The organism is Fibrisoma montanum, assembly GCF_003583365.1.
In the GTDB taxonomy this organism is placed as follows: Bacteria; Bacteroidota; Bacteroidia; order Cytophagales; family Spirosomataceae; genus Fibrisoma; species Fibrisoma montanum.
The window spans coordinates 488008-514604 of sequence record NZ_QXED01000002.1; the positions used below are offsets into that span (position 1 = coordinate 488008).

Below are 26597 nucleotides of genomic sequence, written 5' to 3' on the forward strand. Positions count from 1 at the left end.
AACGTACAGTTCTATCCAACTAATGTGCAAAATCGGAGTTCGCCGGATGGTGACTTCTGGTTGTACTTTACACTCTATGGACCCGATCAATATATTAATTGTTGAGGATGAAGCTATTTTGAGAATGGACTTGTCGCAACGGCTGTCGCAGATGGGGTATCAGGTTGTTGCCGTGGCCGATAACGGCCCCCGGGCCCTTGCATTGTATCAGGAACACTCTATTGACCTGGCGCTGCTCGACATACATATTCTGGGCGAGTGGGATGGTATTGAAACGGCCCGTCGGATGCGGCAGATCAGGCCGATACCCGTAATTTTTCTGACGGGGCTGACCGATAACGATACGTTTGCGCGTGCGCGGACGGTGTCGCCGGCTGCCTATATCTCCAAACCCTTCAATGATTTCAGCCTGCGGAGTGCCATTGATCTGGCCGTCCAGAATTTTGCTCTGCCGCCCGCTACCGATGAATCGGCTACGGAGTCGACTGCTGATCATACCCTTCCGGAAGGAGCCGAACCGATTGGGAAAGGGGAATTGATTCTGCATACCAGGGAATACGTGTTTATCAAGCAGAATTACCGGTTTACGAAGTTCCGGATCGACGACGTACTGTATCTGCATTCCGAAGGCAACTACACGGACATCATCACGAAAGAATCCAAATACACGCTTCGGCTGGTGCTCGGTAAAGTACTGGAAAAGCTACAGACCCCCGACATCGTGCGTACGCATCGTTCGTACGCCGTGAACCTGCGGCACGTTGATTCGTTCAGTGAACACGAAATTTACATCCGATCGCACTGCATACCCGTCGGGCGGAGCTACCGCGGGGAGTTTATGAAAGGATTCGAGTTTAAGTAAGGCGCTTACTGGTCAGGTCCGGCCTTCGGGCGCGAACTGACCTAAAATACGCAGCCGGTCCCGACAATGGCGTAAATTTTCGTACCTTTGCGGTTAAAATTCAAGGGAGAACGACTCAATGATTACGGTACAAAACGTCTCACTCCGCTATGGGAAGCGGGTGTTGTTCGACGATGTCAATATTAAATTCAATCCCGGCAACTGTTACGGTGTCATCGGTGCCAACGGAGCCGGGAAGTCTACATTTCTAAAAATCCTGTCGGGCGAAATTGAGCCGCAAACGGGTTCGGTAAGCATCTCGCCCGGCGAACGGATGTCGGTCCTGAAGCAGAACCAGTCGGCCTACGACGAGTATCCGGTGCTGCAAACGGTGATTATGGGTAACCAGCGCCTGTATGACATCATGCAGGAAAAGGAAGTGCTCTACGCCAAGACCGACTTTACGGATGCCGACGGCGAACGGGCGGCTGAACTCGAAGCGGAGTTTGCCGAAATGAACGGCTGGGATGCCGAGTCGGATGCGGCTGCGTTACTGAGCGGTCTGGGTATCAAAGAAGATATGCACTACGCGCAGATGTCGGACCTGAACGGTTCGGAGAAGGTGCGCGTCCTGTTGGCGCAGGCCCTGTTTGGTAACCCCGACATCCTGCTGCTCGACGAGCCGACCAACAACCTCGACGTAGAATCGAGCATCTGGCTGGAGAACTTCCTCGCCAACTTCAGCAACACGGTGATTGTGGTTTCCCACGACCGTCACTTCCTCGACCAGGTCTGTACGCAGATTGTCGACATTGACTTCAGCAAGGTGAAGCTTTTCGCCGGAAACTATTCGTTCTGGTACGAGTCGAGCCAGTTGGCCCTGAAACAACGGCAGGATCAGAATAAGAAGGTAGAAGATAAGCGCAAGGAACTGGAAGAATTTATCCGGCGCTTCTCGGCCAACGCATCGAAGTCGAAGCAGGCCACCAGCCGGGCCAAGCTGCTCGAAAAACTGACGATTGACGACATCCAGCCGTCGTCGCGGAAGTACCCGTACATCAATTTCAAGCCCGAGCGCGAAGTGGGCGACCAGATCCTGACGGTCGAAAACCTGAGCTACACGGCTGAAGATGGTACTAAGCTGTTCGAAAACCTATCGTTCCGGGTGAACCGCGAGGATAAGATTTTCTTCTACAGCCGCGACGGACTGGCCGTTACGGCCCTGTTCGATATTCTGGCGGGTGAGCGCAAAGCCAACTCCGGTAGTTTCAAGTGGGGAATTACGATTACCCATGCCTATTTCCCTAACGATGCAGGCCGCGAGCATTTTTTTGATGTCGATCTGAACCTGGTTGACTGGCTGCGGCAGTACTCGGCGGAGAAAGACGAGAGCTTCATCCGTGGTTTTCTGGGCCGGATGCTGTTCTCGGGTGAGGAATCGCTGAAAAAAGCAACGGTGCTGTCGGGAGGTGAAAAAGTCCGGTGTATGCTGTCGCGGATGATGCTGTCGGGCGCGAACGTCGTGATGCTCGACGAGCCGACCAACCACCTTGATCTCGAATCGATCGAAGCCGAAAACCGGGGTCTGATCGACTTCAAAGGACCGGTGCTGTTCACGAGCCATGACCACCAGTTTGTACAGACGATCGCCAACCGGATCATCGAAATCACTCCGAACGGCATCATCGACAAGCTGATGACCTACGACGACTACCTCTCCGACGCCCGCGTGAAGCAGCAGCGCGAGGAGTTGTACGGAGCGGTGGTGTAAGTTTAAAGCACATACTATTGTTTGAAAAGCCGCGCCAGCAGAAGCTGAGCGCGGCTTTTTGCTGCCTGAAGCCAGGCCGGCGGAGTGGTGGCTGGTTGTTTTTCCGCAATAGAAATTGAAAATCGTTTGAAGGTAATTGGTTTAGGTTAAGTATATTAAGCCATCTTTTGTAGTTGCCTTATCCCTGCCTTAGCGTTTGATTTCCCCGCTCATGAAGTTACTGTCACTCGTCGTGCTCCTGTTCCTGATCGGGGAGCAGGTACTGGGTCAGGCCGTGGTTCGTATTGACAGCTTACCCGCACAGGGCGTAGTGCTCAATCAGGGCTGGCGGTGGCAGGCGGGCGATAATCCCAATTGGGCGAAGGCAGACGTGGATGATCGGCACTGGCCGACTATCGATCCGACCCAAAACATCACTGAGCTGGCCCAAATCCAGCAAACGTCCATCGGCTGGCTGCGGCTGCATCTTCGGTTCGATTCTACCTTAACCAGCCAGGTGATCAGCCTGCTTGTTGATCAGCAGGTCGCTTCGCAGATTTACCTGAACGGACGGCTCATTGGTCAGTTTGGTCGGGTAAGCGCCAATCCGGACCAGGTAGAAGCTTACAATCCATCCGGAGCGGATCAGGCTCTGTGGCAGGCCACCCATTTTCAGGTAGATACTCAGCCTCACCAGGTGCTGGCGGTACGTTTCGCGCGGCAACCGAAAATTCCTTACTTTAAATTTTGGGGTCAGCCGATTCCCTTTCTGCTCATCAAGCTCCACCAGGCGGACCAGCGCAACCAGTATCGCATGGATAGCGTCGGTAATTTTGATGCTACGTTTCTGGACTACTTCAAGGGGGGACTGTTTCTGATCCTGTCCCTGCTGCATCTTCTGTTTTATAAATGGTATCCGGCCCAGAAAGTTAATGCCTGGTTTGGGCTTTATTGCTTCCTGGCTGCCTGGGCTTATCTGAACCAACCCCTTATTTATCAATACGTTCATAGTGTGCCTCTACGGATGTACGGGGCCGTTGGGCAGTTGGTACTTTACTTTGGGGGGCATCTGGCTTTTCTGGGAGCCGTTTATATCATTTTTGATAAACGCATCGGGGTGCTGTTCTACACCGCCCTTCTGGTCTTTACCGTTTATGTTATCCTGTTCGCCTTACAGGTAAATATGCCCGATGGGCTGAGCATTTTACTGGCCCTGCTGCTGACAGATGTTCAGGCAACCCGACTGCTGTTGCTGGCCGCCCGTAAACGGGGGCCGGAATACTGGATTCTTACCATGGGGGGGATCGGTTTCATCGTCTTTCTGATTGCCTACATAGCCGTTCCGTTCTTACCCGTAACGGTCTTCACTAAACACATCCTACTGCATGTGTTTTATAATTTCAGTACGCTCAGTTCCCCGGTCAGTGTGACCCTGTTTCTGGCTACACGGTTTGCGCAAACCAACCACTCACTGGCCGAAAAACTGTTGGAGGTCGAAGCCCTATCGGCTCAGACGCTGGCGCAGGAACAGGAGAAACAACATCTGCTGACCACCCAGAACGAAACCCTTGAAGAGCAGGTAAGCATCCGCACTGCCCAGTTGAGTCAGTCCCTGAACGAGTTGAAAGAAACGCAGGCACAACTGATTCAGAAGGAAAAACTGGCCAGTTTAGGGGAACTCACCGCCGGCATCGCGCACGAGATTCAAAACCCATTGAACTTCGTCAATAACTTTTCGGAAGTGAGCACTGAGCTCATTGAGGAACTGAAAGAAGGGCCGTTTCAACAGCTGCCTGAATCCGACAAAGAACATGCCGGGGAAATTCTGAGTGATCTGGAACAGAACCTGCAAAAGATCACCCAGCACGGCAATCGGGCCAGTCGGATTGTCAAGGGCATGTTAGAACACTCCCGCAGCAGCCCCGGGGAGCGTCAAGCCACCGACCTGAACGCGTTGGCAGATGAATACCTACGACTGGCTTATCAAGGACAGCGGGCCAGAGACAAGGCGTTTCAGTGTCGGGTAGTGACCAACTTTGATTCCGCGTTAGGCCGGGTAGACGTAGTACCGGCGGAGATAGGCCGGGTACTGCTAAATTTGTTGACCAATGCATTTTATGCGGTCAATGAGCAGCGCAAAGCGGCTTCCGCAGACTATACGCCCACCGTTTGGGTCAGTACCTTGCAAAAAGCAGAACCAGGTGGACAGCGGGCGGTCGAAATCCGCATAGCCGACAACGGAACGGGCATAGCGGAATCCGTGAAGGCCAAGATTTTTCAACCTTTCTTCACGACTAAACCCACCGGCGAGGGGACGGGCCTGGGGCTGTCACTAAGCTACGATATCATCACCCAGGGCCATCAGGGTTCCTTACAAGTTAGCAGTGAAGAAGGGCAGGGGACTGAGTTTATGATTCAGCTTCCTCAACTGGAAAAAGTTTGATGGTCACCTGTAGGGTGGAAGGTAAGAAACCAATCAGCACATCAACTGTTGGAATACGGTACCACGGCTATCACCGTCAGCGGTCAACCCAATAGCCTCAGTGATAACTTGATAACCAATAGTGAGCTGGGTCAGGGCCTGCATGAAGCCGCAGCGCGGGGAGCGGTGGAGCGGTAGTGTAAGTCCGCCATCTTGCCAGATGAACTTTGTGGCAAACCATGGGCTTCAACTGATTGCTCCCGGTTTTGGTGTTTTTTATCCTGGTGAAGTTTATAACTTAGCTGAAAAAGCCTGCTATGCCGATGCCCTTTTCGCACTTTGTTGAATCAGTGGCTACCGAATTCAAACAGGAGCTTCAAACTATGTACGGCGACCAATTCATTGGCTTGGTTCTGTTTGGTTCCTACGCTCGTGGTGACTATCAGCCGGAATCAGACATGGATTTTGCTGTCGTGCTGAAAGATCCTGCTACTCGACCGGCGGCCGAAATCGTCCGACTAGCTCCCCTCAGTGCTGAACTTAGTCTCAAGCATGGCGTCTTGGTTTCAATCTTGCCCGTATCTGAGCAGAAACTCAATACGTCCGGGCAGAGTGTATACGAAGCCATTCGGCAGGAAGGGATTCAGTTATGAGCAAATTGTATGAAGCTCAGCGGGCCTTAGAACGAGCTGAGGATACGCTACATGAATCGGCTCATGACTTAACGGGTGGTTTTACAATTGCAGCGGCAAACCGTGCCTATTACGCTATTTTCTATTGCCTCACTGCTTTGCTATACACCGAGGGTTTACATACAAAGCGTCATTCCGGAGCCCAGGGGAAGTTTCATGAATTGTTTATTCGAACCGGTCGATTTCCCCGAGAAACAATCGTATGGGTACAATTAACGTTTCAGCTTCGTCAATCGGGCGATTATGATTTAGAAGCGGACATTACTGTTGAAGAAGCTCGCCAATCGCTTGACTACGCCCATGAGTTTTACGCGCTCACAAAGGAGTATGTGGATGACCACATAAAAAGCCGACAAACACCGTAGAGGTTTACAAGAACCATGCTGTGGCATAAGTGATGTCGGGACGCGATAGCACGGTAATCATTGGCAGCAGCCAATCTAATGGCCTCATTTATAACTTAATAACCAATAGTGAGCTGGGCCGGAGTGCCAAAAAAAGACTGAACGACTACGTTCCGGCCTAGTTGTAACTCGCCCTGATCCTTAATTAATCGGCTCTTCATTCAGAATGTCCCGGTGAATCTGTCCGGGCAGCAACCGATACACAGGAATCTTTACGCGAAACTGCTTGCAAAATCGTCGGATGGCTTCGTCGATTTCTGCGTGCGAATACCGCGACGAAAAATGGCCCAGAATCAGGATGTCGATGCGCAGGTCGGCTACGATTTGCAGCACGGACTCCAGCGTACTGTGTCGGTTGCGGTTCATGTCTAGCCCCGCAAACTCGTCATTAGTTAGAAACGTGGCCTCGTGAATCAGGATGCCGGTAGTATCCCACTGCTCAAAATTTTCTATGGGTGTATCGCCGGAGTAGGCTAGTAGGTTCGTGCGGACTTCATACGTCATGTTTTCCCTGCCAATGTCGCTGGCCAACTGACGGAGGGTTTCGCCGGGCAGGGATAACAGATCCGGTTTCAGCTTGTGCCTGACCTGATAGACCTGATAGCCCAGGCTTTTTACCTCGTGCGGCTGCGCCCGGATGACGTGGTTATTACGTACTGATTTTACAAACGTATCGTTCTGAATCTCGACGTGTTCGTCGGCGCGGACGGGCGTCCAGCGGGTTTGCTTCACCCGTTCGTCCAGTTGCTTACTGAAGGTTTCCAGGGCCGGAAACGACCCTGAATCGGCGGGGAAGAACAATTGCGGAAAGCCTTCCCGCGCGTTGAGTTCATTTAGTCGCAGCAGGCCCGTTACGTGGTCGCGGTCGGCGTGGGAAATGAAAATGTGGTCGATCTTGCGGGATTTTTGGAGTAAGGAAGCTGATACGCCATCTCCGGCGTCGAAGAGCAGGCGAAGTTCTTCAATGAAATACCAGGTCGAGAACAGGGCCGTTGAGTAGCCGGTTATGGTCAGAGTCATTTGCTCGGGGAAACAATTGGTAATGTATGTCAGCAACCCGATGCCCGGCCGGATGTTTACTAGCTGACGGTGAGCAAGACCCTGCGGGGTTAGTAGCCGCCGATATTCCGCCGAAAAAATACGTAGCGGCATCACCAGCGCTTTGACCGGTCAAACGTTGGTGAAAAGCAACCGCCCGATGTCTGTACTTTTTGTGAACTGGTCCGCAATACGGCTTCCAGAACTGTATAGCCAGATTATATGAAACAGCCGATAACCGGTTGATAACTACAACTTTGTTTTTATGAAGCCTTCGGCTAAATAGAAACATGGCATAGTCCTTGTCCGGTCTAATGTCAAAGGACTGGCGTATAAGTAATTTACAATCAGTAATTTATAGAAGGGTTATTCTATGCGTGGCCGGTTCTCACCAACTTGTAACAAACGGTTGTATGCACGTTGACGCAGTAAAAGCACAGAGTAGTACCACCGAACCGCTTCGCCAGAATCATACCTGGATTACTACGTTGGATCGGTATCCGCTGGGGGTTTGCCTTACGCTTTTCGGTATTGCCACCGCCGTTAACCTCTACAAACCGTTTCACATTGATGATACCTACCATCTTGAAGCCGCGCAGTGGATTCAACAACAGCCGCTCAGGCCAATGTCGGGTCAGATAAACTGGTATCAGCATAAAGAGCCAATGTACCAGGCTAATCAGCCTCCCCTGTATTTCTACCTGATAGCCGCCGTCGGTAGTCTGTTTGGCTACGCTGAGGTAAGCCTTCACCTGATGCAGGCTTTCTTTACGTTTCTGGCTATCTACTTTTTTCAGCAGATTGCCCGGCTTCTGCGTGTTGAGAACGGCGGATTGCTGACCGCTTTCTTTACGCTTTCGCCGGCTTTTCTGGTCAGTCAGAACCTGATGGTCGATGTGCCGCTGGTGGCCCTCATGCTTGCCTTTTTCTATGTGCTATTAACACCCCGTATGCCTACCGACCGGATGCGGTATCTGCTTGCTGGTGCTACGTTGAGTGTCTCGCTGCTGATCAAATACTCAAGCATACCATTGGTGGTTGTACTGCTGGTCATTATTCTGTTCAGAAAGCACTATGCGTACCTATGGGCTGTGTTGATACCTATTGGGGTGTTGGCGGTATGGTCGTACGCCAACCTTCAGGAATACGGCTCCATTCATCTGTTGGATCGACCGCGGGCTTCCTGGTCATTTGGTCGTTTTGCTCATACGATAAAAATGCTGCTCATTGGGCTGGGTGCTATTTCGCCATTTACCCTGCTGTTCTACCTAGGCTTGATTCGGCGGCAACGCAGCCCGCCTACGGCCTGGGTAGTCCTGCCTTTGGGTGGTATGGTGGGTTTTGTGATGGCAACTTACACGCAGGTTATTTCTGAACAGGTGGCGTACCGGCTGCTATACGGCTTATTTCTGCTCAATGGCCTGGGATTGCTTGGCTTGACGACACGGCGGGGGAAGGACGTAGTCATGGCCGTACGTACTGGCCATAAGCCAGACGAGCCACCCTTTGTCTTTCTGCTTTGGGTGGGCTCGGTAGCGACATTTATGGTGCTGTTTTCGCCGTTTATGGCCACAAGGCACATCCTGCTGATGCTGCCCCCAATGCTGTTCCTGTGTGCTCCGCTGCTTAAGCGGGTTCCATCGGCCATCGCTGCGTTTGGGGTGGGATTCGCGTTCTGTCTGGGCGTAATGCTCGCCGTATCAGATTGGTGCTACGCTGATTTTTACCGGCAGACGGCGCGTGAAATCCGTAAACAATTGCCGTCAGATCGGCGGGTGTGGGCATTGGGCCACTGGGGATGGCAGTGGTACGCTACTCAGGCTGGTATGCAACCTTACGAATCGGGGCTGTCGCCCTTGAAAACAGGCGATTACGTAGTGATACCGCTTGGCGTAGACCGTCAGACGCTGAGTGCTGATGTTCGAACCAGGGTGGTTAAACGCATCGTACCAAACGGTACGTTACTCACTTTTTTTTCGACCGGTCACGTTGCCCGGTTTTACGCAGGCACGTCGTGGCATCTGACGAGGGCGCCGATCGATACGGTCGTTATCTACGAAGTGGCGGGAAGATACCCTAAGCCCTGATCACCTTTGACCCACCGGCGGAAAACGAGGGACGTAACGCCGGGGTGTTTCCGGAACCCTCCGCGATGCTTATCTTTGTCGTACGGGCTTACTGAAGGTGCCAACGGAAAACCAGCCCCGTGTTGCCGGAACACGTAGTAGGCACCCTGTTTCAGGGACCAGCATGTCCGGTTGTACCCACCTGTTTTCGTACTCGCAGCCTGGCCTGCATCAGCGCGGTGTCGGCCAGTGCAGTTAGACAGAAGAGATACGCTGGCCGTCTGAAAGCAGGCTGCGCCGTAAGTAACCAATAGCTTTTGCATGAAAATTCTATTAGTCGAAGACGAAGATCGGTTGGCTTCGTTTATCCGCAAAGGTATGTCGGCCGAAGGGTATGAGGTTGAAGTGGGCTATGATGGACGTACGGGCCTGTCGCTGTTTCGCCGGGATATATATGACATTATCATACTGGACGTGAATCTGCCCCAAATCAATGGGTTTGAACTGTGCCGGTTGATTCGGTCGGAGAACGAGACCGTTGCCATACTGATGCTGACTGCTTTGGATAGTATGGCCGATAAGTCGGATGGCTTTAACGCCGGCGCCGACGATTACCTCACCAAACCGTTCGAGTTTCAGGAATTGCTGCTCCGGGTCAGAGCGCTGATGCGTCGGCACGGCGGTTCCAAACAAACCCAGGTTCTCCGGCTGGCCGATCTGGAACTGAACCTGGATACTAAAACCGTAACGCGAGCCGGCAAACGCATCGACCTGACCACCCGCGAATACTCGCTGATGGAATACCTGATGCTCAACAAGGGGAAAATTATTTCGCGGGTAGATATCAGCGAACGGGTCTGGAACCTGAATTTCGACAGCAATACCAACGTGATCGACGTGTATATCAGTTACCTGCGTAAGAAGATAGACAAGGATTTTTCGCCCAAATTGCTACACACTATTGTTGGCATGGGGTATGTACTTCGTGAGGAGTAAGAACTGATTGCCCAAAACGTCCTCATGCTCATCCGGAATCGCCTGACAATCATTTTTACGCTGCTGGCTACGGCTATTCAGGTCACGCTGTCGCTGCTGGTTTGGTACTTCTATTCAGTGTACCGGCAGGAAGAGTTCTACAGCCGACTGGAGTCCAAAGCCCGTGTGGCAGGTCGGTTGCTGATTTCCCGGCGGCATCTGCACGACGACTTTTTTAAAAACATGGTACGTACCGATCTGCTCACCATCGTGGAGGAGCAAATCAGTATTTATGACCACCGGCACAACCTGGTGTTTACCAACCGAACCTTAAAGGAGTCAGATTACTACAAAGAGAAAATTCCGCTGCTCGATACCGCTTCGCTGATTGAGTTCAGATCCGGCCATCTGGAATCTATTGTGATTCCATACCGCGACCGGGGACAGCTATTCTACATCTTTGCCTCGGGCTACGACCGAATCGGCTTTTCGAAACTAAGTGCGCTCCAGCAGATTCTGCTGCTGGCAAATCTGCTGGGCTTTACGCTGACCGTACTGGCCGGCTGGTACTTCTCGGGGCGGGTGCTGAAACCTATTTCCCAGATCGTGGACGAAGTAGAACAGATCAGCGCCGTCGATTTGCATAAACGGGTACACGAAGGAAACCGCCGGGACGAAATTGCCCAACTGGCCATGACCTTTAACCGGATGCTGTTCCGGCTCGAAGATGCGTTTGTTTCGCAGCGCAGTTTTGTCTCGCATGCGTCGCACGAACTCCGTACACCCCTCACCAATACGCTGGGTACACTGGAAACCTCGCTGCGGTACGACCAGAACCCGGCGGACTGGCGCGACAGCATGGAAGTTGCCGTGGATGAGCTGAAAAAAGTAATCACGCTGACTAATGGGCTGCTTGGTCTGGCCAAAGTGACCGATGGGGCCGTTGCGCTAACAGCCGTTCAGGTTGATGACTGCCTGCTCACGGCTATCGAGCAGGTACAGACTAAGTATCCGGGGCGTAGCTTACCACTCCAGTTTGTGACGACCGAGAACGAGTCGTTCACGATAAAAGGGAACGCAACTCTACTGACTACGGCTTTGCTGAACGTACTGGATAATGCCTGTAAATATTCAGGAGAAGCGGTTTCTGTTCAGCTTGAGTCCAGGAGTGAACAAGTCACGGTAACGGTAACCGACCAGGGGCGGGGCATTTCTGAAGCGGATGTAGCGTACATTCTTGACCCGCTTTACCGGGGCAGTAACGTAGAAGGTGTGCCGGGCTACGGAATCGGCCTGGCCGTAACGCAGAAGATCATTGAGTTGCACCAGGGCACCATGCAGATTACCTCCAGGGTAGACCAGGGCACCACTGTATCGATTAGTTTGCCCAACCAGGTGTAGCGGTTACGCATTGTCTGCTCTGTTGCTAAATCCAGTTGTCTTTTGGGTCAGTGTGGGCTAAAATATAAAGGAAGTAGATTACTTGGCTATCCTGCCAAATACCTAAATTTGATCAGTGTGAGCGGCTAAGGGTCTCTCATAGCGAGTAACACGCGCCTATCTTTCCTAAAAAGGAATTGGGCTACTGGCAAAGGCAGTTGATGGCTTTACCAAAAACTTGCACCTCGGCCAGAGCCTGCCCACCAATCTGTCTAAGTACTATTAGTGGCGGCAACGTTCGTGATATCTCCCTTAGTCCCCCCGACCGTCTGGCCAGGGGGAGTTAATGACCAAAGTATACGTACGAATTGCGAAGCACATAGTCACAGGGATTCCCTTGACAACATACTGCGCTAGCTATTTAAAAGTGGCAGGTGATAATACAAGTTTGCCATTACCACAGTAATTCACAGTACCAGGAGTATTCCATGCCAACACCACAGGTTTGGTCACATCCGTTACTTTAACGGTCCACATTTGTGATGGGTTATTCGTCCCTCCCGCGCCGACTGGCTTACAGGTTACGCAGGTACCATTGGTGATGGATAAGTTTTGTTGTGCAAACGTTGAACCGCCGGTCTTTCCACCCCATTTAACAAGTAGATTTAACGTACCATTCCCACTTTTTTGAGTAACTACCTGATGATCATTTTTCAGCGCAGGATTCTTGTCGCACCAAAGAATATTATGATTTTGTGCCGCTACAAAATGCCCGATGAATAAGGTCATTGACAGGGTAAAGAGTACTTTTTTCATGATGATAGATAATTAAGGATAGTTATATGCCTACTCACATCAGGGACTTTTCGGCTTTCTCCCATCCAACAGGTGCCTCCGTAAACTGTTTCCTATTGAGATGGAGCAAACCTACAGCTACCGGCATGACAAAGTCCGTCAACAATGGGGCTAAATCCGTCAAAGTACAGGAAAATACCACCAAAAAAGTCTGACCATCAGGCTTCCAGCATGGCAGATGGTACTCTACCAAACCGATTTTTAAAACTGCGGGCGAAGGAGCGGGCATCCTGGTAGCCTACCTGCGAAGCGACGATAGAAATAGGAAGGCGAGGATCAGTTTCGAGCAGCAGCCGGGCCCGGTTTAATCGCACTTCCTGTAGATATTGCACCGGCGTGAGACCTGTGAGCCGTTTCAACTGCCGGAGCAGTGTTGATTCACTCATGGCAAAGGTTTCGCTCAGAGCCGGAATTGTCAATATATCGCTGGCCAGATTAGCCTGAATGTACGCTTCGAAGGTTTCAAGCCATTTCTGGTCGGTGGCCGACAAAGTCTGGCGGGTCGTCGTTTCGAGGCTTTCGATCAGAGCCTCCTGCCTCCGTACGGTCTGGTTTCTCAACAGGTTGGCAATGCGGCCCAGCAGTTCTTCCTCATCGAAGGGTTTGGTCAGGTAATCATCCACCCCAATGCGCAGGGCCTGCAGCCGGTCGCCCGGTTCGGCCCGGGCCGTGAGCATCACTACCGGAATGTGCCGGGTAGCGTCGCCGGATTTCAGGTTTTCGAGCAGCGTGTACCCATCCATCACGGGCATCATCAGGTCACTCAGCACCAGATCAATGGATGGTTTGGCGGAGGCTATCTGCTGCAGGGCTTCTTTGCCGTTTTCGGCAGTAATGACCCGGTAGCTATCGGCCAACAGTAGCTGGATGTACGACCCTAAACCAGCGTTGTCTTCAACTACCAGAATGGTTGGTCTGGTAGTAGCGCTGGATTTAGAGCCGCCGTTTTCGAAAGGAAGCTGCGCAACGGGTATGGATACCCTGTCCAGATCGGCCCGCTCCGGAGCAGGCAGTGGCGAAACAGTCGGGTTTTCTGTATCAAGTACCCTGATTGGCCACGAAGCCGAAAAAACGCTGCCTTCACCCAGCGTACTTTCTGCGCGGACGTCCCCGTTCAGTAACTTCGTGTACTCATGGCAGATAGACAGGCCGATTCCCGTTCCGCCGGCCAGGGAACGCTTCTTCTGACTGGTCTGAAAAAAACGATCGAACACCTGCGGGAGGTCGTCGGGATGGATACCGGGGCCGGTGTCGGCTACCCGCAACGAGAGCTGCCCGTGCTGTATTGCTACTGCAACGTCCACGCTTCCAGCCACCGGCGTAAACTTAAAGGCATTGGAGAGCAGGTTGTAGAGAACCTGCCGGCATTTCTCCCGGTCGAGATCAGCCACCCGTTCGGGATCAATCTGTATCGTATACCCATACTGGATTTTCTTCCAGTGGGCCAGTGATTCAAACTGACTGAGGTGTAGCTCGAAAAATGATTTGAGCGCGGTAGGTTCCTCGTTGAGGGGCATCTTGCCTACCTCGAGCTTGCGCAGGTCGAGAATGTCTTTCACCATCAACTCCAGTTGCCGGGCACTATGGCTGACCGATTTGAGAAGCAGGGTTTGTTTGTCGGATAACTGGTTTTCTTTGAGTAGCGAGTTGACAGGGCCCACAATCAGGGAAAGCGGGGTACGCAGCTCATGGCTTATGTTAGCAAAAAAACGGGTTTTGGCCGCGTCGAGGCTTTCGAGCCGGTGGGCCTGGTGCTGGATCGTCGTGTTTTGTTTAATCAGCAGTTGTTTGGCCCGGCGCTGTTTATGGTAGCCAATGTAGAGACCACACGCCAGCAGCAGTACCAGAAAAAGAATAATGGCCGAAAAAACCAGCTGGTTGTTTTTCAGCCGCAGGGCCAGTTGTTGTTCTTCGAGTTGGGTCTGGCGGTATTTGCTCTGGTAGCGGGCATCAATCTCGATTACTTTTTCGTTGGCGTCCTTTTCCCGCAACGCAAGCTCCATCCGGTAGCCTCTCTCAATATTGGCCAAAGCCGAATCCAGCTGACCCAGCTGTTTGTAGATCCGGCCCCGAAAGCGGTAGTAGCCGGCAATGGCAGCGTGTTGTTCGTGGCCTTCGGCAATGGCCCGGCTGGCTGCGGCAATCGTTGAGTCGTTGTAGACCATCGCCCAGCGAAAATCGTTTTGCTGAAAATACAGACTGGCAACGGCACTCAGCATGTAGCTACGCCCGGTATGATCGCCCAGTTGCTGATACAGGCGGGCAGCCAGCCGGGAATGATGCATTCGTTCGTCGACCGCTGATTTGGGCAGCAGCATATTCAGTAACATACGGCTGATGGCTTCTTCAAGGAGTAACCGATGGCGCTGAGCTGTATTGAGCGCGTCGTAGGCGTAGTGCAGGGCCGCTTCTTCCGTGCCAAACAACCGTTCCCATGAAGACCGGCGAACAGCGTAGTAAGGATACACCGTAGCCAGGCCGTAGCGGTCAATGTCCGCTTTTGCCCGTTCCAGATGGTGCCGGCTGTTTTCCTGACGACCAATCTTTTCATACAACAGGGCGATAGCCAGACAGGCTCTGGCGTGAGTTTCTGCCAATCCATTTGGCCGGCTTTCCTGTTCGACGCGCAGCAGTTTTTGTAACGCCTGGTCGTTCTGTTCGTCCCGTTCGAGGGCAGAGGCTTCTACCAGCCGAACCTGAATGCCCAATGGGGAGTGAAGCCGCCCGGCTGCTTTCAATGCCTTGAGTAACGACCCGCTGACGACGATGGCGCTATCATTCCGGAAGGCCCGCAGGTGAGCCTCTGCGCGGGCTAGTTGCCGCGTCGCGACGACGTCCGAAAGTGATCCGGGCTGCGCCGGTAGATGGGTAATAGAAGCGCCCCATACAGCACAGAACACGAAAGAAACAACAAGGTATTGGTTAGCAAGGACCAACAGAGCTGTTTTGCGGATGACTTCAGCAAAAATACCGGAGTGGTTCGGTTTGGCTGACATTGTGAATTCAGGTAAGTAGCGACTTCAGCCGGCCATCAGGGTTCAGACCGAAGCAAAGAACCAATGACGCTGCCAGCCGTTGTACCCTTCGGTAATAGGGTCAGGTTCATGGCTGAGAAGCTGGATGTATGACGGCTACATTCCTCTATTGAATTAATAATTATTAAAAATGCAAGATTTAATTTTCATTAATGAAGATAAATGTTTCTTCCGGCACCGAAATTTCGTTTTCGGTAGTAATCCGTGAGATAGCCTGTACACCTTCGCATTCAGCCCGGTGCCACTGGTTTTTAAGCGACCATTACGCTGCTTGCTCAGCAGTGGGAACGGCTGAAACGCCTATGGGTTAGTTATAGTTGGCCGGTATCCGACGCGCTTTGGTGGCCTGCTCGAAGGCGTAGCCAATTTTCAGAAGCTTGTCTTCTTCAAACGGTCGTGCAATAAACGTCATGCCAATGGGTTCGCCGTTTGGTTTGTAACCCATCGGTACGGTCAGACACGGGTAATTAGCGGCAGCGGCCTGGCCTGCGCTCCGGTTATTGATCGATAAGATGACGTCCAACCGGTGTTGTTGCATGGGCTTTTCGAAGTAGCTCACGCCACTTTTGCGGATGCTGGCGCGCAGCTTCACCATGTCTTCGTCGGTCGTGGTGGTTTTAGTAACGCCCGCAATCCGGCCCTGCCCGTAAGGCATCCGCCTGGTCGAGTCCTGTTTATTATACGCCAGAATATCGGCTACCGAACGGTATGTAAGCTTAGTCGATCCGTAGTTACGGATGTAGGCCGGCAGATCGGCATTCATATCGGCGTTTAACAGCGTACCGAACCCTTCATTGGGAGCCTGTTCCAGCTCAATTTCAATCACCGTGCCTCCCCGCGACCGGATGGTTTCGACCTGCAGCGCGTAGACCGAGTCTTTCAGCAGCGGTTTAAAAGCACCGAACCGGAGACTGGTCAGGCTGCCCGATTTTACGTCCTGCCAGTACGGCCTGTCTTTTGGGTTGTTCTTTGTGGCCGGGTCAGTGGGGTCTTCGCCCGTCATAGCCGACAACAGAATAGCCGCGTCGGTTACCGTGCGCGTCATGGGGCCGGGCGTATCGAAAGTGCTCGAAATGGGCACGATGCCACCCCGGCTCAGTAAACCCGTAGTGGGCTTCAGCCCGACAAGCGAATTGGCACTCGACGGCGACAGGATAGAGCCGGATGTTTCGGTGCCGACCGCAGCAGCGGCATAGTTGGCGGCTATGGTTGAGCCACTGCCCGAACTTGAGCCGCCCGTATCGAACCGTTTGCGGCCGTAGGGGTTCAGGGTCTGCCCGCCCATAGCGCTGTAGCCGTTGGGGCAGTCGAGACACATAAAGTTAGCCCACTCGCTCAGGTTGGCCTTTGCCAGCAGGATAGCCCCTTTCTCCCGTAACCGCTCCACAATGAAAGCGTTTTTGGTGTCGACGTTCTGGCTGAACGCCTGCGCCCCGGCCGTAGTGGGCAGCCCGCTCAGGTTGATGTTGTCTTTCAAAATAATGGGCATCCCAAAGATTGGGTGGGCAGACGCCGATCTGGTTTTGTCGCGTTGGCGGGCTTCGGCCACAGCGCGGGGATTGACAGCAATGAGGTTGTTGAGATACAGGTCGCGGCTGCTCTCGTACAGAGCAATCCGGTACAAATACCACTGGGTCAGCTTTTCGTAGGTGAGCTTGCCAGCCTGAATATGCGCCTGCAGGGTCGGTATGTCCTGCTCCAGAATCAGCGGTTTCAGGCGCTGGTAGTCGGCCGCCGTGAAATGGGTCAACTGACCGGCAATCTGTTGGAGCAGGCTGTTTTTGTCAAGGTTTCTGGACTGAATCAGTTTGAAGCGCATTCGCTGCGACTCGTGGGTCGTAGTGGCGGCTACTTCGGCCGTTTCGTCGTAAGGGGTCCAGGCGGGTAAGGTATTTTTCTGCGTTTTCTGCGCAACCTGGCATGAAACGAATGTCATCAGGAGCAGAACAATGGACTTTTTCATTAGAAGTACTTTCGTTACGGCGATTAATGAACAGGGTATGCTTGGTCAAAAGCCGGAATTTAACAGAACGTACCAATTAAACCCAGCGCTTAGGGCCAAACCGTCCCATTTTTTTAAGAAATCCGGAAACCGGTTCGCCTGACTTCTTAAGAATCGCGGATCGAAGCCGGCCCTGTGCCTGTCAGGTCAGGTGAGAAACGGACCGTTTCTGGTTGAATGAGAGACTGTTTGCCGAAACAAAAATTGAATTTTGTCGCTACAAACGGCTCACTATGCCGGGCTAACTACGTCGACCTTGAACGTTTCTAATTTCTTCTAATTTCCTTCTCACGTCGTTCTAATGTCGTAAGGCTTGCTTTGTGTCAGCTAATGAAGACACAAACTATGCAGCGCCGTATTTCCCCGCTTCGGGCGTCCGACTCGATTTTGCTCTACGGCTTTGGGCTGGCACTGGCTCTTTCCCTATTGTTCAATGGATTTCTGCTGTACAAACAAAGCCATCAGCGAAGCCTGATCGACAATGAAGTAAATACCGCAGCTTATGGCGATGATGACGTGGCCTGGCAACAGCAGCTTTCTGAGTGTAAACGGGATAACCTGCAGAAAGACAGCCTGATCCGTCAGTTGGAGCAAGCCCCCAATGCTCCTCCCGGAAAAACCGTACTTGTTCACTGAAGCTCACCTGCATCGTTTTTCTAATTCATAAAACCCCATAATACAACCATGTTACTTAAGATTCTTACAAAGAGAATCCTCATGCTTTTAAGCGTATGTGCCCTGGTGGGCAACATAGGCTGCTCAACAAAAGCAGAAGAAAAGAAGGAGGAAGAGGTCAAGTTTTCCGTTACAAGCCCTTTGGTAAAAGACACAACGGCCACGAAAGACTATGTGTGCCAGGTGCATTCAATTCAGCACATTGAATTAAGAGCGTTAGAAAAAGGCTACCTGCAAAAGATTTTTGTCGACGAAGGCCAGTACGTAAAACAAGGGCAGCTTATGTTTCAGATCATGCCCGTGGTCTACAATGCCGAGCTGCAGAAATCGCAGGCCGAAGCGAACTACGTGGGTATTGAATATCAGAATACAAAACGCCTGGCCGACAGCAACATCGTTTCGAAGAACGAGCTGGCGCTGGCTAAAGCTAAGTTCGACAAGGCCAAGGCCGAAGTAGCGCTGGCCCAGACCCATTTGCAATTCACGCAGATACGGGCTCCGTTCAGCGGCATCATGGACCACTTTCAGGTGCGGCTGGGTAGCCTGGTCGACGAGGGCGATCTACTAACTACGCTGTCGGACAATAGCAAGATGTGGGTGTATTTCAACGTGCCGGAAGCCGAATACCTCGACTACAAAGCCCACCACGACGAAAATATGAAGCACGTGAAGCTGCTGATGGCGAATAACGAACTGTTCGATCACCCCGGCGAGGTTCAAACCATCGAAGCTGACTTCAACAATGAAACGGGCAACATCGCCTTCCGGGCAACCTTTCCGAACCCAAAAGGGCTTTTGAGACACGGTGAAACCGGCAACATTCGAATGACCATCCCGTTAAAAAATGCGCTGATTATCCCGCAGAAAGCCACCTTCGAAGTACTCGAAAAGAAGTATGTGTATGTGATCGATAAAGACAGCAAGATCCGCTCAAGGGAAATCACGATAGCCGCAGAGATGCCTCACATTTTCGTCGTACAGTCGGGCCTCAAAAAAGACGACAAGATTCTGCTGGAAGGTCTGCGTCAGGTGCGGGAGAACCAGAAAATACAGTACAAGTTTGAACAGCCCCAGGCTGTCGTCTCTAATTTGAGTCTGTACGCCGAATAATCTGACCCACTAAAATCGAACCGCCGAAGCGGCAGAAAACATGTTCACAAAATTCATACGCCGACCTGTATTCGCGATTGTGATATCGGTCATGATCGTCTTTGTGGGTATACTGGCGATTACTCGATTACCCATTTCTCAATTCCCTGACATTGCACCAACTACGGTCAATATATTCATTGCGTACCCTGGTTCTAGTGCCGACGTACTGGTTAAATCCACGCTGATTACGCTGGAGCAGGCCATCAACGGGGTTCAGGACATGCGGTACATCGCTACTGATGCGACCAGTGCCGGTGAAGCTACCCTCCGCATTATTTTCGAGCCCGGAACCGACCCGAACGATGCCGTTATCCGGGTCAAAACCAGGGTAGACCAGGTCATGCCGCTGCTGCCCGAACTGGTGCAGCGCGAAGGGGTAATCATCACGCCCATTCAGCCCAGTATGCTCATGTACGTCAACCTCTATTCGAAGGATAAGAGCATTGACGAAAAATTCCTGTTCAACTACGCTACCGTTAAAATGATCCCGGAAATTCAGCGGACAAGGGGTGTAGCGAGGGCGCAGATACTGGGTAGCCGACGCTACGCGATGCGCGTCTGGCTAAATCCTGAACGCATGCGGGCTTACAACATTTCTACCGAAGAGGTGATGAAGGCAATCGGTGAGCAAAGCATCATTGGTCGGCCGGGCCGGATTGGGCAAAGCTCCGGTATAGCCGCTCAGTCGCTGGAATACGTACTTACCTACAAGGGCCGCTACAACAAGCCGGAAGAGTATGAAGGCATCATTATCCGGGCCAATTCGGCCGGGGAAAGCATTCACCTGAGAGACATCGCCAAGGTAGAATTAGGCAGCGAGTTCTTCGACATTTATTCGAACCTCGACGGCCATGCATCGGCGGCTATTGTCCTGCGCCAAAACTACGGCAGTAACGCCCGTGACGTAATTGACGACGTAAAAGAGAAGCTGGAGGTTATGAAGGCTTCTTTCCCTCCGGGTGTTGATTACAAAATCAGTTACGACGTTTCTAACTTCCTGGATGCTTCTATTGAGCAGGTAATTGATACGCTACGCGACGCGTTCATCCTCGTAGCCCTGGTTGTGTTCATCTTCCTCGGCGACTGGCGGTCTACTCTGATCCCAATTCTGGCCGTTCCGGTATCATTGATTGGGGCATTCTTTGTCATCCAGTTCTTCGGCATATCCATTAACCTGATTACGCTCTTTGCGCTGGTACTTGCCATCGGTATTGTGGTCGATGATGCCATTGTGGTAGTCGAAGCCGTACACGCCAAGATGGAAGAAGAGCCGTATCTGACGCCTTTTGGCGCAGTCAAGAAAGTGCTCGGCGAAATCAGCGGTGCCATTATCGCCATTACGGCCGTTATGGTGTCGGTATTTCTCCCCATCTCGTTCATGTCGGGGCCGGTCGGTACGTTCTATCGGCAGTTCTCGATTACAATGGCCAGTTCGATTGTGATTTCGGCCATCATCGCTCTGACGCTGACGCCCGTATTGTGCGCCATGCTGCTGAAAAACCATAATGGACACGCTAGGAAGAAAAACCCGCTAACCCGGGCTATTGACAGTTTCAACCGGGGATTCGACCGAATGACCGGCTGGTACGTGGGTCTGCTTCGGCTAATTGTTAACCGTCGGTTCGTTACGTTCGCCGTGTTAATTGGCTTCTCGGCGGGAATCATATTTGTGAATAAGATCCTGCCCGCGGGCTTTATTCCGAACGAAGACCAGAGTACGATTTATGCCATCATCCAGACGCCACCGGGCTCTACCCTGGAAAAAACCAACGAGGTTTCCCGGCGCCTTCAGCGAATCTGCGAAGAAGTTCCGGGCATCGAATCCGTATCGTCCCTGGCTGGTTACGAGATCATGACCGAAGGTCGCGGTTCCAATGCCGGTACGTGTCTGATCAACCTCAAATCGTGGTCGGAGCGCGATAAAAACGTGAAGGAGATCATGGAAGAGCTGGAGGAGAAATCGAGAGGTCTCGGCGCAACTGTCGAATTCTTTGAACCACCCGCCATTCCGGGATTCGGTACATCAGGCGGCTTTTCGATGCGTCTGCTTGATAAAACTACCGACACGGACTACCGCGAGTTCGACAAAATCCAGAAGGATTTCATGGATAATCTTGCCAAGCGGAAAGAATTGACGGGCCTGTTCTCCTTCTTTGCGGCTAACTATCCGCAGTACGAACTGGAGATTGACAATAAACTGGCCATGCAGAAAGGCGTATCCATTGGCAAAGCGATGGATAACCTCAACATCATGATCGGTAGTACCTACGAACAAGGGTTTATTAAGTACAATCAGTTCTTCAAGGTATACGTACAGTCAGACCCCAGCTTCAGACGACTACCAACTGATCTGCTGAAGCTTTTCGTCAAAAATGAGGAAGGAGAGATGGTGCCTTACTCGGCCTTCATGACGCTGAAAAAAGGCCAGGGTCCCAATGAAATTACCCGATTCAATTTGTACAACTCAGCCTCAATTCAGGGGCTTCCGGGCAAAGGGTACACCACGGCCGAGGCCATTCAGGCGATTCGGGAAGTAGCCGCCAAGACGCTGCCCAAAGGCTATGACATCGCCTTCGAAGGATTGTCGTACGACGAATCAATCCGGGGGAACGAATCCCTGTACGTGTTCCTGATTGTGTTGGCCTTCGTCTACATGGTGCTGGCCGCCCAGTACGAAAGCTTCATCATTCCGCTGGCCGTAGTCTTCTCGCTGCCGGTTGGGGTATTCGGCTCATTCCTGGTGCTGAAGATGATGGGACTGGAGAACAACATCTACGCGCAGATTGGCCTCATCATGCTGGTTGGTCTGCTGGGTAAAAACGCCGTACTGATTGTGGAGTTCGCGGTTCAGAAACGTCAGCACGGCGAAACAATCCTGAACGCAGCCATCGAAGGTGCCAAAGTCCGTTTCCGCCCGATTCTGATGACCTCGTTTGCCTTCGTGGCTGGCCTGATCCCGCTGATTACGGCCACGGGCGCGGGCGCTATCGGGAACCGGACCATCGGTGCCTCGGCTCTGGGTGGTATGCTGTTCGGGACCATTTTCGGGGTCATTATCATCCCTGGATTGTACTACATTTTTGGCAACCTGGCCGATGGCCGGAAGATGATTCGCGACGAAGAGAGTGAGCCACTGAGCGAGAATCTGGTTCATCAGCTGGACGCTTTTCCCATACCCGAAGAAAACACGAACCATGTTTAAGAAACTCGTATATACCTGCCTGGGCCGCGTCGGCGTACCGATAGCCTGCATGACGTTTGCCATGACGTCGTGCAAAACCCCAGCCCTGGTCGGACGTACCGAAAACCGAACCGTTCCAACCAGCTACAACGTCATTCAGGATTCCGTTAATACGGGCAAACTGAAGTGGCGGGAATTCTTCACCGATCCGCACCTGACGGCTCTGATTGATACGGCCCTGTACAACAATCAGGAACTGAACATTACGCTGCAGGAGATTCAGATTGCCCAGAACGAGGTAAGAGCCCGAACGGGGGAATACCTGCCGTTCGTTAATCTGGCAGCCGGTGCAGGCGTTGACAAAGTAGGACGGTACACCCGGCCGGGGGCCATTGAAGAAAGCACGGAAATCAGACCCGGGCATGAATTTCCAAATCCGCTGCCCGATTTTATCCTGTCTGCCAACGTATCCTGGCAGGTGGATATCTGGAATAAACTGCACAATGCCAAACGAGCCGCGGCTGTCCGGTACCTGTCGAGCATAGAAGGGCGTAATTTCACCGTCACAAATCTGGTAGCCGAAATCGCCAACTCGTATTACGAACTGCTTGGTCTCGATACGCAACTGGATATTGTTAAGAAGAACATCGATATTCAGACTAATGCACTGGCTATTGTCCGGATCGAGAAAGAATCGGCCAAGGTGACGGAACTGGCCGTACGTCGGTTTGAAGCGCAGGTACTTCGTACGCAAAGTCTCCAGTATGATATTCAGCAGCGAATTATCGAGACCGAAAACCGGATTAATTTCCTAGTGGGTCGGTTCCCGCAGCCTGTTCAACGGAGTTCGCAGGATTTTAACACGCTCGTGCCCGAAGCCATGCATGCGGGCATTCCGTCGCAGTTGTTACAGAACCGGCCTGATGTCCGGCGGGCCGAACGGGAACTGGAAGCATCCCGGCTCGACGTGCAGGTAGCGAGAGCCAACTTCCTGCCGTCGCTGGACCTGTCGGCCGCCGTGGGTTTTAATTCGTACAATCCGGCTCTGTTGTTAACGCCCGAGTCGTTTCTGTATTCACTAATTGGTGGTTTAACCAGGCCGCTGGTGAACCGGAATGCAATAAAGGCCCTGTATTACAGCGCCAACGCCCGACAGATTCAGGCGGTGTACAATTACGAACGGACCATTCTGAACGCGTACATCGAGGTTGCCAACCAATTATCAAGCATTAACAACCTCCAGAAGAGTTACGATCTGAAGGCGCGGCAGGTGGATGCACTCATCCAATCAACCAACATTTCGAACACGCTCTTCAAATCGGCCCGGGCCGATTACATGGAAGTACTGCTCACCCAGCGCGACGCGCTCGAATCCCGGTTCGATTTGGTTGAAACCAAAGTGCAGCAACTGAACGCGATGGTGAATACCTACCGCGCATTAGGTGGCGGCTGGAATTAACGAAGAGGACAAATACATCACCAGTCCTACCAATCAATACGGCAACGACCTCACTCTATACAGGAGTGAGGTCGTTGCGTTATACGTTTATAAAGACGTGTGGCGTGTTGCTGATCAGATCGTGGATAATGGAATCAGGCTTTTCGCTGGTACGATTTAAACTTGTCGGTCAGGTTGAGCTGGATGATTCGGTCGGCCACGTACGTTGCGTGAGCCGGTCGTGTAAACCGGTTCGCGATGGCAAAGCTTTGCAGGCGTTTTTTGAAAGAGACAATCGTTTCGTTCTCTTCCTTCAGGAGTAAGTAATTGTTTAGATTCATATAGTCACTGTTTTCTATACAAATATAGTAGGTATATATTTTGACAGTAGATTTAATGAATATTAAATTATAGTAACATATAAATAGTATACAAATGCCTACTCCATCAGAAATTTACGTACCTCGGTTTTCAGGATGGTAGTGTCGCAGGAGGTAGCCAGGTGGCCGCAGTCGCTGGGGAGTTCGATGAGCGGCACCTGAAGCGACCGGGCCAGTTCGATCGCGGGGCCGGGCGTCACCATGTGGTCCTGCGTAGCCACCACGATCAGGAGCTTAGCCTTGATTCGGTTCTTCAACTCCGCTACGGTCTGCCCCCGGTAAATATCGTGGCCGATCATGGCCCGCAGCTGGGCGGCCCAGTCGTAGGGATTCCGGTTAAGATAATCCGCTTCTTTCTGTTGCAGGAAGGCCGGTTCTTCCTCGGCTTTCAGGTGGCTGAAGAAATAGCCGGGGGTTGTGAGGTTCAGTTCGTGCAGAGCGGCCACGGTTTTCATGGCGTCGGGAGCGTAGTTGCCGCGTTCCAGAATGTTTAACTGGGTGCCCCAGAACAGCTTGTCGTAACTGCTTTGCCTGGGTGTACCTACGATGGGTACGACGTGATCGACAAAATCGGGATACGTAACCAGCCATTCAAACGACTGCATGCCGCCCATCGATATGCCCGTAACCGTATGCAGGTGCGTCAGTCCGAGGTGTTTCGTCACCAGTTCGTATTCCGACCGAACCATATCGCGGATGCTGAACTGCGGAAACTGCGCGCCCGGCTGTGTTGTGCTGTTTGACGGCGAAGAGGACACCCCATTGCCCAGCGCATCGACAACGATGGTGAAATACCGGGTGCTGTCGGCAATGTTTCCCGGTTCGGCCACGAACTTCTTGTTGTCCGACGTACCGGTAAACCAGGTTGGCACCAGCACGGCGTTTGTCCGGCCGGCGTTGAGCTTACCGAACGTGCGGTAGCCGAGCCGACAGTCCCGGATGGTCTGGCCGTTTTCCAGCCGGAAATCGCCAAGGTTGACAAAGCGTTGCTGGGCAGCGCCGGTAAGGGTAATCAGTAAGCCGAGGAGAGTAAACAGGGCTTTCATAGCAGGGTAACCTGAAGGAGTATTCATCAAACACGTACGGGGCCGGTTTCTACTTTTTCGGGGCTGCCGCAAATGCCGAATCACGCCTATCTTTGCGTATCAGTTCCTGCAGCTTATGTCACAGTCTATTGCCCGTCCGGCAGCCTCCGAATACAATCCGTTCTACAACACCTACGTATCGCTGATCCCCAATGACGATGACCCGTTGGGTCAACTGCGTCGGCAACCCGACGAGTTGAAAGCTATGCTGGGCCACCTGACTGACGAGCAGGGGATGTTCCGCTACGCACCCGGCAAATGGAGCATCAAGGAATCGTTGGTACACATGATCGACACCGAACGCATTTTTGCCTACCGGGCGCTGCGCATTGGCCGGGGCGACCAGACGCCTTTGCCAGGTTTCGAGCAGAACGACTACGTGCCCATGTCCGGAGCCGATCGTCGGTCGCTGGTGAGCATCTGGCAGGAGTATGAGGCCGTACGGTCGGCAACGCTGGCGCTCTTCGACTCGTTCGATGCCGGGGCCCTGGAGCGGATCGGTACGGCCAGCGGTGGCCCGATGAGCGTTCGGGCGCTGGCCTACATCATTCCCGGTCACGAAGCCCACCACATCGGCCTGTTCCGCGAGCGCTACCTGCCGGCTATCTGACTTTGATGATCTCCCCGAAGTAGTTCATGAAGATCGTATAGTCTTGGGTTTTCCGGGTGCCCGGTTCCTGCAGCCGCATGGTCAGCGTGATGTACTTAAGCCCGTTGAACGTCGGTTTGTAAGTGACTTTCTGCAGAACGGCCCGCTCGATGGCTTCGTCGTTTTTGGTAAAATACAGCAGGTCATCTTTCAGCAGGGTTCGTTTAAACACCGGGCTGCCTGACTTCTTGGTAGCCTGCACCGTTACGGTATTGTTGAAGTAACAGCCGCCGGTGGTTTCGTGCGTGCTGGTATCCTGGTTCATGGTCAGCGCGACCTTGATCGGTTTGCCCGATTCTTGATATTCGTCCGGCTTGCCCAGTTTATCGGCTGCGATGAGCGACTGGCAATTTTTGGGTTCAGGGGGTGCCGCTGCGGTTTGCGTGGTATCGGTTGCCGTCGCGGTTTCTTTCTGGGTAGTATCTGCTCCTCCGCAGGCAGACAGCAACCCGGCCACAATGATTGATAAAAAGACGTTTCTCATGCCGCAAAGTTCGTATTTATTTGGGGCCTTGCCGCAAGTAGCTACGTTAAATGACCGTCTGATTTGACCACAACAGGACTGATGACGTAAAAA

At 52.5% G+C, this 26597-nt stretch carries 21 protein-coding genes; 14 read left to right on the forward strand and 7 right to left on the reverse strand.

Translation table 11 applies throughout. The features are described 5' to 3' along the window. Positions 1-76: 76 nt before the first annotated feature. The 6 genes from DYU11_RS07830 (at position 77) to DYU11_RS07850 (ending at position 6070) form a co-directional block, all read left to right on the forward strand. A complete protein-coding gene (locus DYU11_RS07830) occupies positions 77-862 on the forward strand; it encodes a LytR/AlgR family response regulator transcription factor (protein ID WP_119667097.1) in 786 nt (261 codons plus the stop codon). Between the two features lie 118 nt (positions 863-980). Continuing rightward, positions 981-2612, forward strand: coding sequence for an ABC-F family ATP-binding cassette domain-containing protein (locus DYU11_RS07835; RefSeq protein WP_119667098.1), 1632 nt, complete (start codon positions 981-983; stop codon positions 2610-2612). A gap of 211 nt (positions 2613-2823) precedes the next feature. Continuing rightward, entirely contained in the window at positions 2824-5034 is a 2211-nt protein-coding gene (locus DYU11_RS07840) for a sensor histidine kinase (protein WP_229365732.1), read from the forward strand. A gap of 48 nt (positions 5035-5082) precedes the next feature. Further along, complete coding sequence (locus DYU11_RS33790; RefSeq protein WP_262697100.1) at positions 5083-5211, forward strand: hypothetical protein; 129 nt, start codon at positions 5083-5085, stop codon at positions 5209-5211. Positions 5212-5336: 125 nt separating this feature from the next. Continuing rightward, positions 5337-5666 carry a nucleotidyltransferase domain-containing protein gene (locus tag DYU11_RS07845; RefSeq protein ID WP_158600239.1) on the forward strand — a complete coding sequence of 110 codons (330 nt, stop codon included), beginning with the start codon at positions 5337-5339 and terminating at the stop codon, positions 5664-5666. Beyond that, positions 5663-6070, forward strand: coding sequence for a HEPN domain-containing protein (locus DYU11_RS07850; RefSeq protein WP_119667100.1), 408 nt, complete (start codon positions 5663-5665; stop codon positions 6068-6070). Before DYU11_RS07845 ends, DYU11_RS07850 begins: the two co-directional genes overlap by 4 nt. Before the next feature lie 180 nt (positions 6071-6250). On the opposite strand, the gene DYU11_RS07855 is transcribed toward DYU11_RS07850, so the two are convergent. Further along, complete coding sequence (locus DYU11_RS07855; RefSeq protein ID WP_119667503.1) at positions 6251-7129, reverse strand: MBL fold metallo-hydrolase; 879 nt, start codon at positions 7127-7129, stop codon at positions 6251-6253. Positions 7130-7560: 431 nt separating this feature from the next. Between DYU11_RS07855 and DYU11_RS07860 the strand changes: the two genes are divergently transcribed. From DYU11_RS07860 to DYU11_RS07870, 3 genes are all read left to right on the forward strand, one after another. Beyond that, a complete protein-coding gene (locus DYU11_RS07860) occupies positions 7561-9234 on the forward strand; it encodes an ArnT family glycosyltransferase (RefSeq protein ID WP_158600240.1) in 1674 nt (557 codons plus the stop codon). Between the two features lie 300 nt (positions 9235-9534). After that, a complete protein-coding gene (locus DYU11_RS07865; RefSeq protein WP_119667102.1) occupies positions 9535-10209 on the forward strand; it encodes a response regulator transcription factor in 675 nt (224 codons plus the stop codon). A gap of 24 nt (positions 10210-10233) precedes the next feature. Then, entirely contained in the window at positions 10234-11589 is a 1356-nt protein-coding gene (locus DYU11_RS07870; RefSeq protein ID WP_119667103.1) for a sensor histidine kinase, read from the forward strand. A 396-nt stretch (positions 11590-11985) separates the two neighbouring features. Here DYU11_RS07870 and DYU11_RS32960 read toward each other — a convergent pair whose 3' ends face one another. The 3 genes from DYU11_RS32960 to DYU11_RS07880 all read right to left on the reverse strand — a co-directional run bounded on the left by DYU11_RS32960 (position 11986) and on the right by DYU11_RS07880 (position 17421). Next, positions 11986-12384 carry a hypothetical protein gene (locus DYU11_RS32960; RefSeq protein WP_147367902.1) on the reverse strand — a complete coding sequence of 133 codons (399 nt, stop codon included), beginning with the start codon at positions 12382-12384 and terminating at the stop codon, positions 11986-11988. A 197-nt stretch (positions 12385-12581) separates the two neighbouring features. Further along, complete coding sequence (locus DYU11_RS07875) at positions 12582-15419, reverse strand: ATP-binding protein (protein WP_119667104.1); 2838 nt, start codon at positions 15417-15419, stop codon at positions 12582-12584. Between the two features lie 346 nt (positions 15420-15765). After that, on the reverse strand, positions 15766-17421 hold the full coding sequence (locus DYU11_RS07880) for an amidase family protein (RefSeq protein WP_119667105.1): 1656 nt from the start codon (positions 17419-17421) through the stop codon (positions 15766-15768). 384 nt (positions 17422-17805) lie between these two features. Here DYU11_RS07880 and DYU11_RS07885 point away from each other — a divergent pair, with 384 nt between their 5' ends. From DYU11_RS07885 to DYU11_RS07900, 4 genes are all read left to right on the forward strand, one after another. Beyond that, on the forward strand, positions 17806-18096 hold the full coding sequence (locus DYU11_RS07885) for a hypothetical protein (RefSeq protein ID WP_229365733.1): 291 nt from the start codon (positions 17806-17808) through the stop codon (positions 18094-18096). Between the two features lie 81 nt (positions 18097-18177). Then, positions 18178-19245 (forward strand): efflux RND transporter periplasmic adaptor subunit, encoded by a 1068-nt coding sequence (locus DYU11_RS07890; RefSeq protein WP_229365734.1) that lies wholly within the window; start codon positions 18178-18180, stop codon positions 19243-19245. A 40-nt stretch (positions 19246-19285) separates the two neighbouring features. Continuing rightward, complete coding sequence (locus tag DYU11_RS07895; protein ID WP_119667108.1) at positions 19286-22489, forward strand: efflux RND transporter permease subunit; 3204 nt, start codon at positions 19286-19288, stop codon at positions 22487-22489. Next, positions 22482-23927 carry a TolC family protein gene (locus tag DYU11_RS07900; protein ID WP_119667109.1) on the forward strand — a complete coding sequence of 482 codons (1446 nt, stop codon included), beginning with the start codon at positions 22482-22484 and terminating at the stop codon, positions 23925-23927. Before DYU11_RS07895 ends, DYU11_RS07900 begins: the two co-directional genes overlap by 8 nt. 134 nt (positions 23928-24061) lie before the next feature. Here DYU11_RS07900 and DYU11_RS07905 read toward each other — a convergent pair whose 3' ends face one another. Together DYU11_RS07905 and DYU11_RS07910 are read right to left on the reverse strand one after the other, a co-directional pair. Continuing rightward, positions 24062-24247, reverse strand: a complete 186-nt coding sequence (locus tag DYU11_RS07905) for a hypothetical protein (RefSeq protein WP_119667110.1) — start codon at positions 24245-24247, stop codon at positions 24062-24064. 98 nt (positions 24248-24345) lie between these two features. Further along, positions 24346-25332 (reverse strand): alpha/beta fold hydrolase, encoded by a 987-nt coding sequence (locus tag DYU11_RS07910; RefSeq protein WP_158600241.1) that lies wholly within the window; start codon positions 25330-25332, stop codon positions 24346-24348. 115 nt (positions 25333-25447) lie between these two features. On the opposite strand from DYU11_RS07910, the gene DYU11_RS07915 reads away from it, so the two are divergent. After that, positions 25448-25981, forward strand: coding sequence for a DinB family protein (locus tag DYU11_RS07915; RefSeq protein ID WP_119667112.1), 534 nt, complete (start codon positions 25448-25450; stop codon positions 25979-25981). Here the strand turns inward: DYU11_RS07915 and DYU11_RS07920 are convergent. Next, a complete protein-coding gene (locus DYU11_RS07920) occupies positions 25974-26504 on the reverse strand; it encodes a hypothetical protein (RefSeq protein WP_199736690.1) in 531 nt (176 codons plus the stop codon). The two genes, DYU11_RS07915 and DYU11_RS07920, sit on opposite strands and share 8 nt — an antisense overlap. Positions 26505-26597 lie beyond the last annotated feature (93 nt).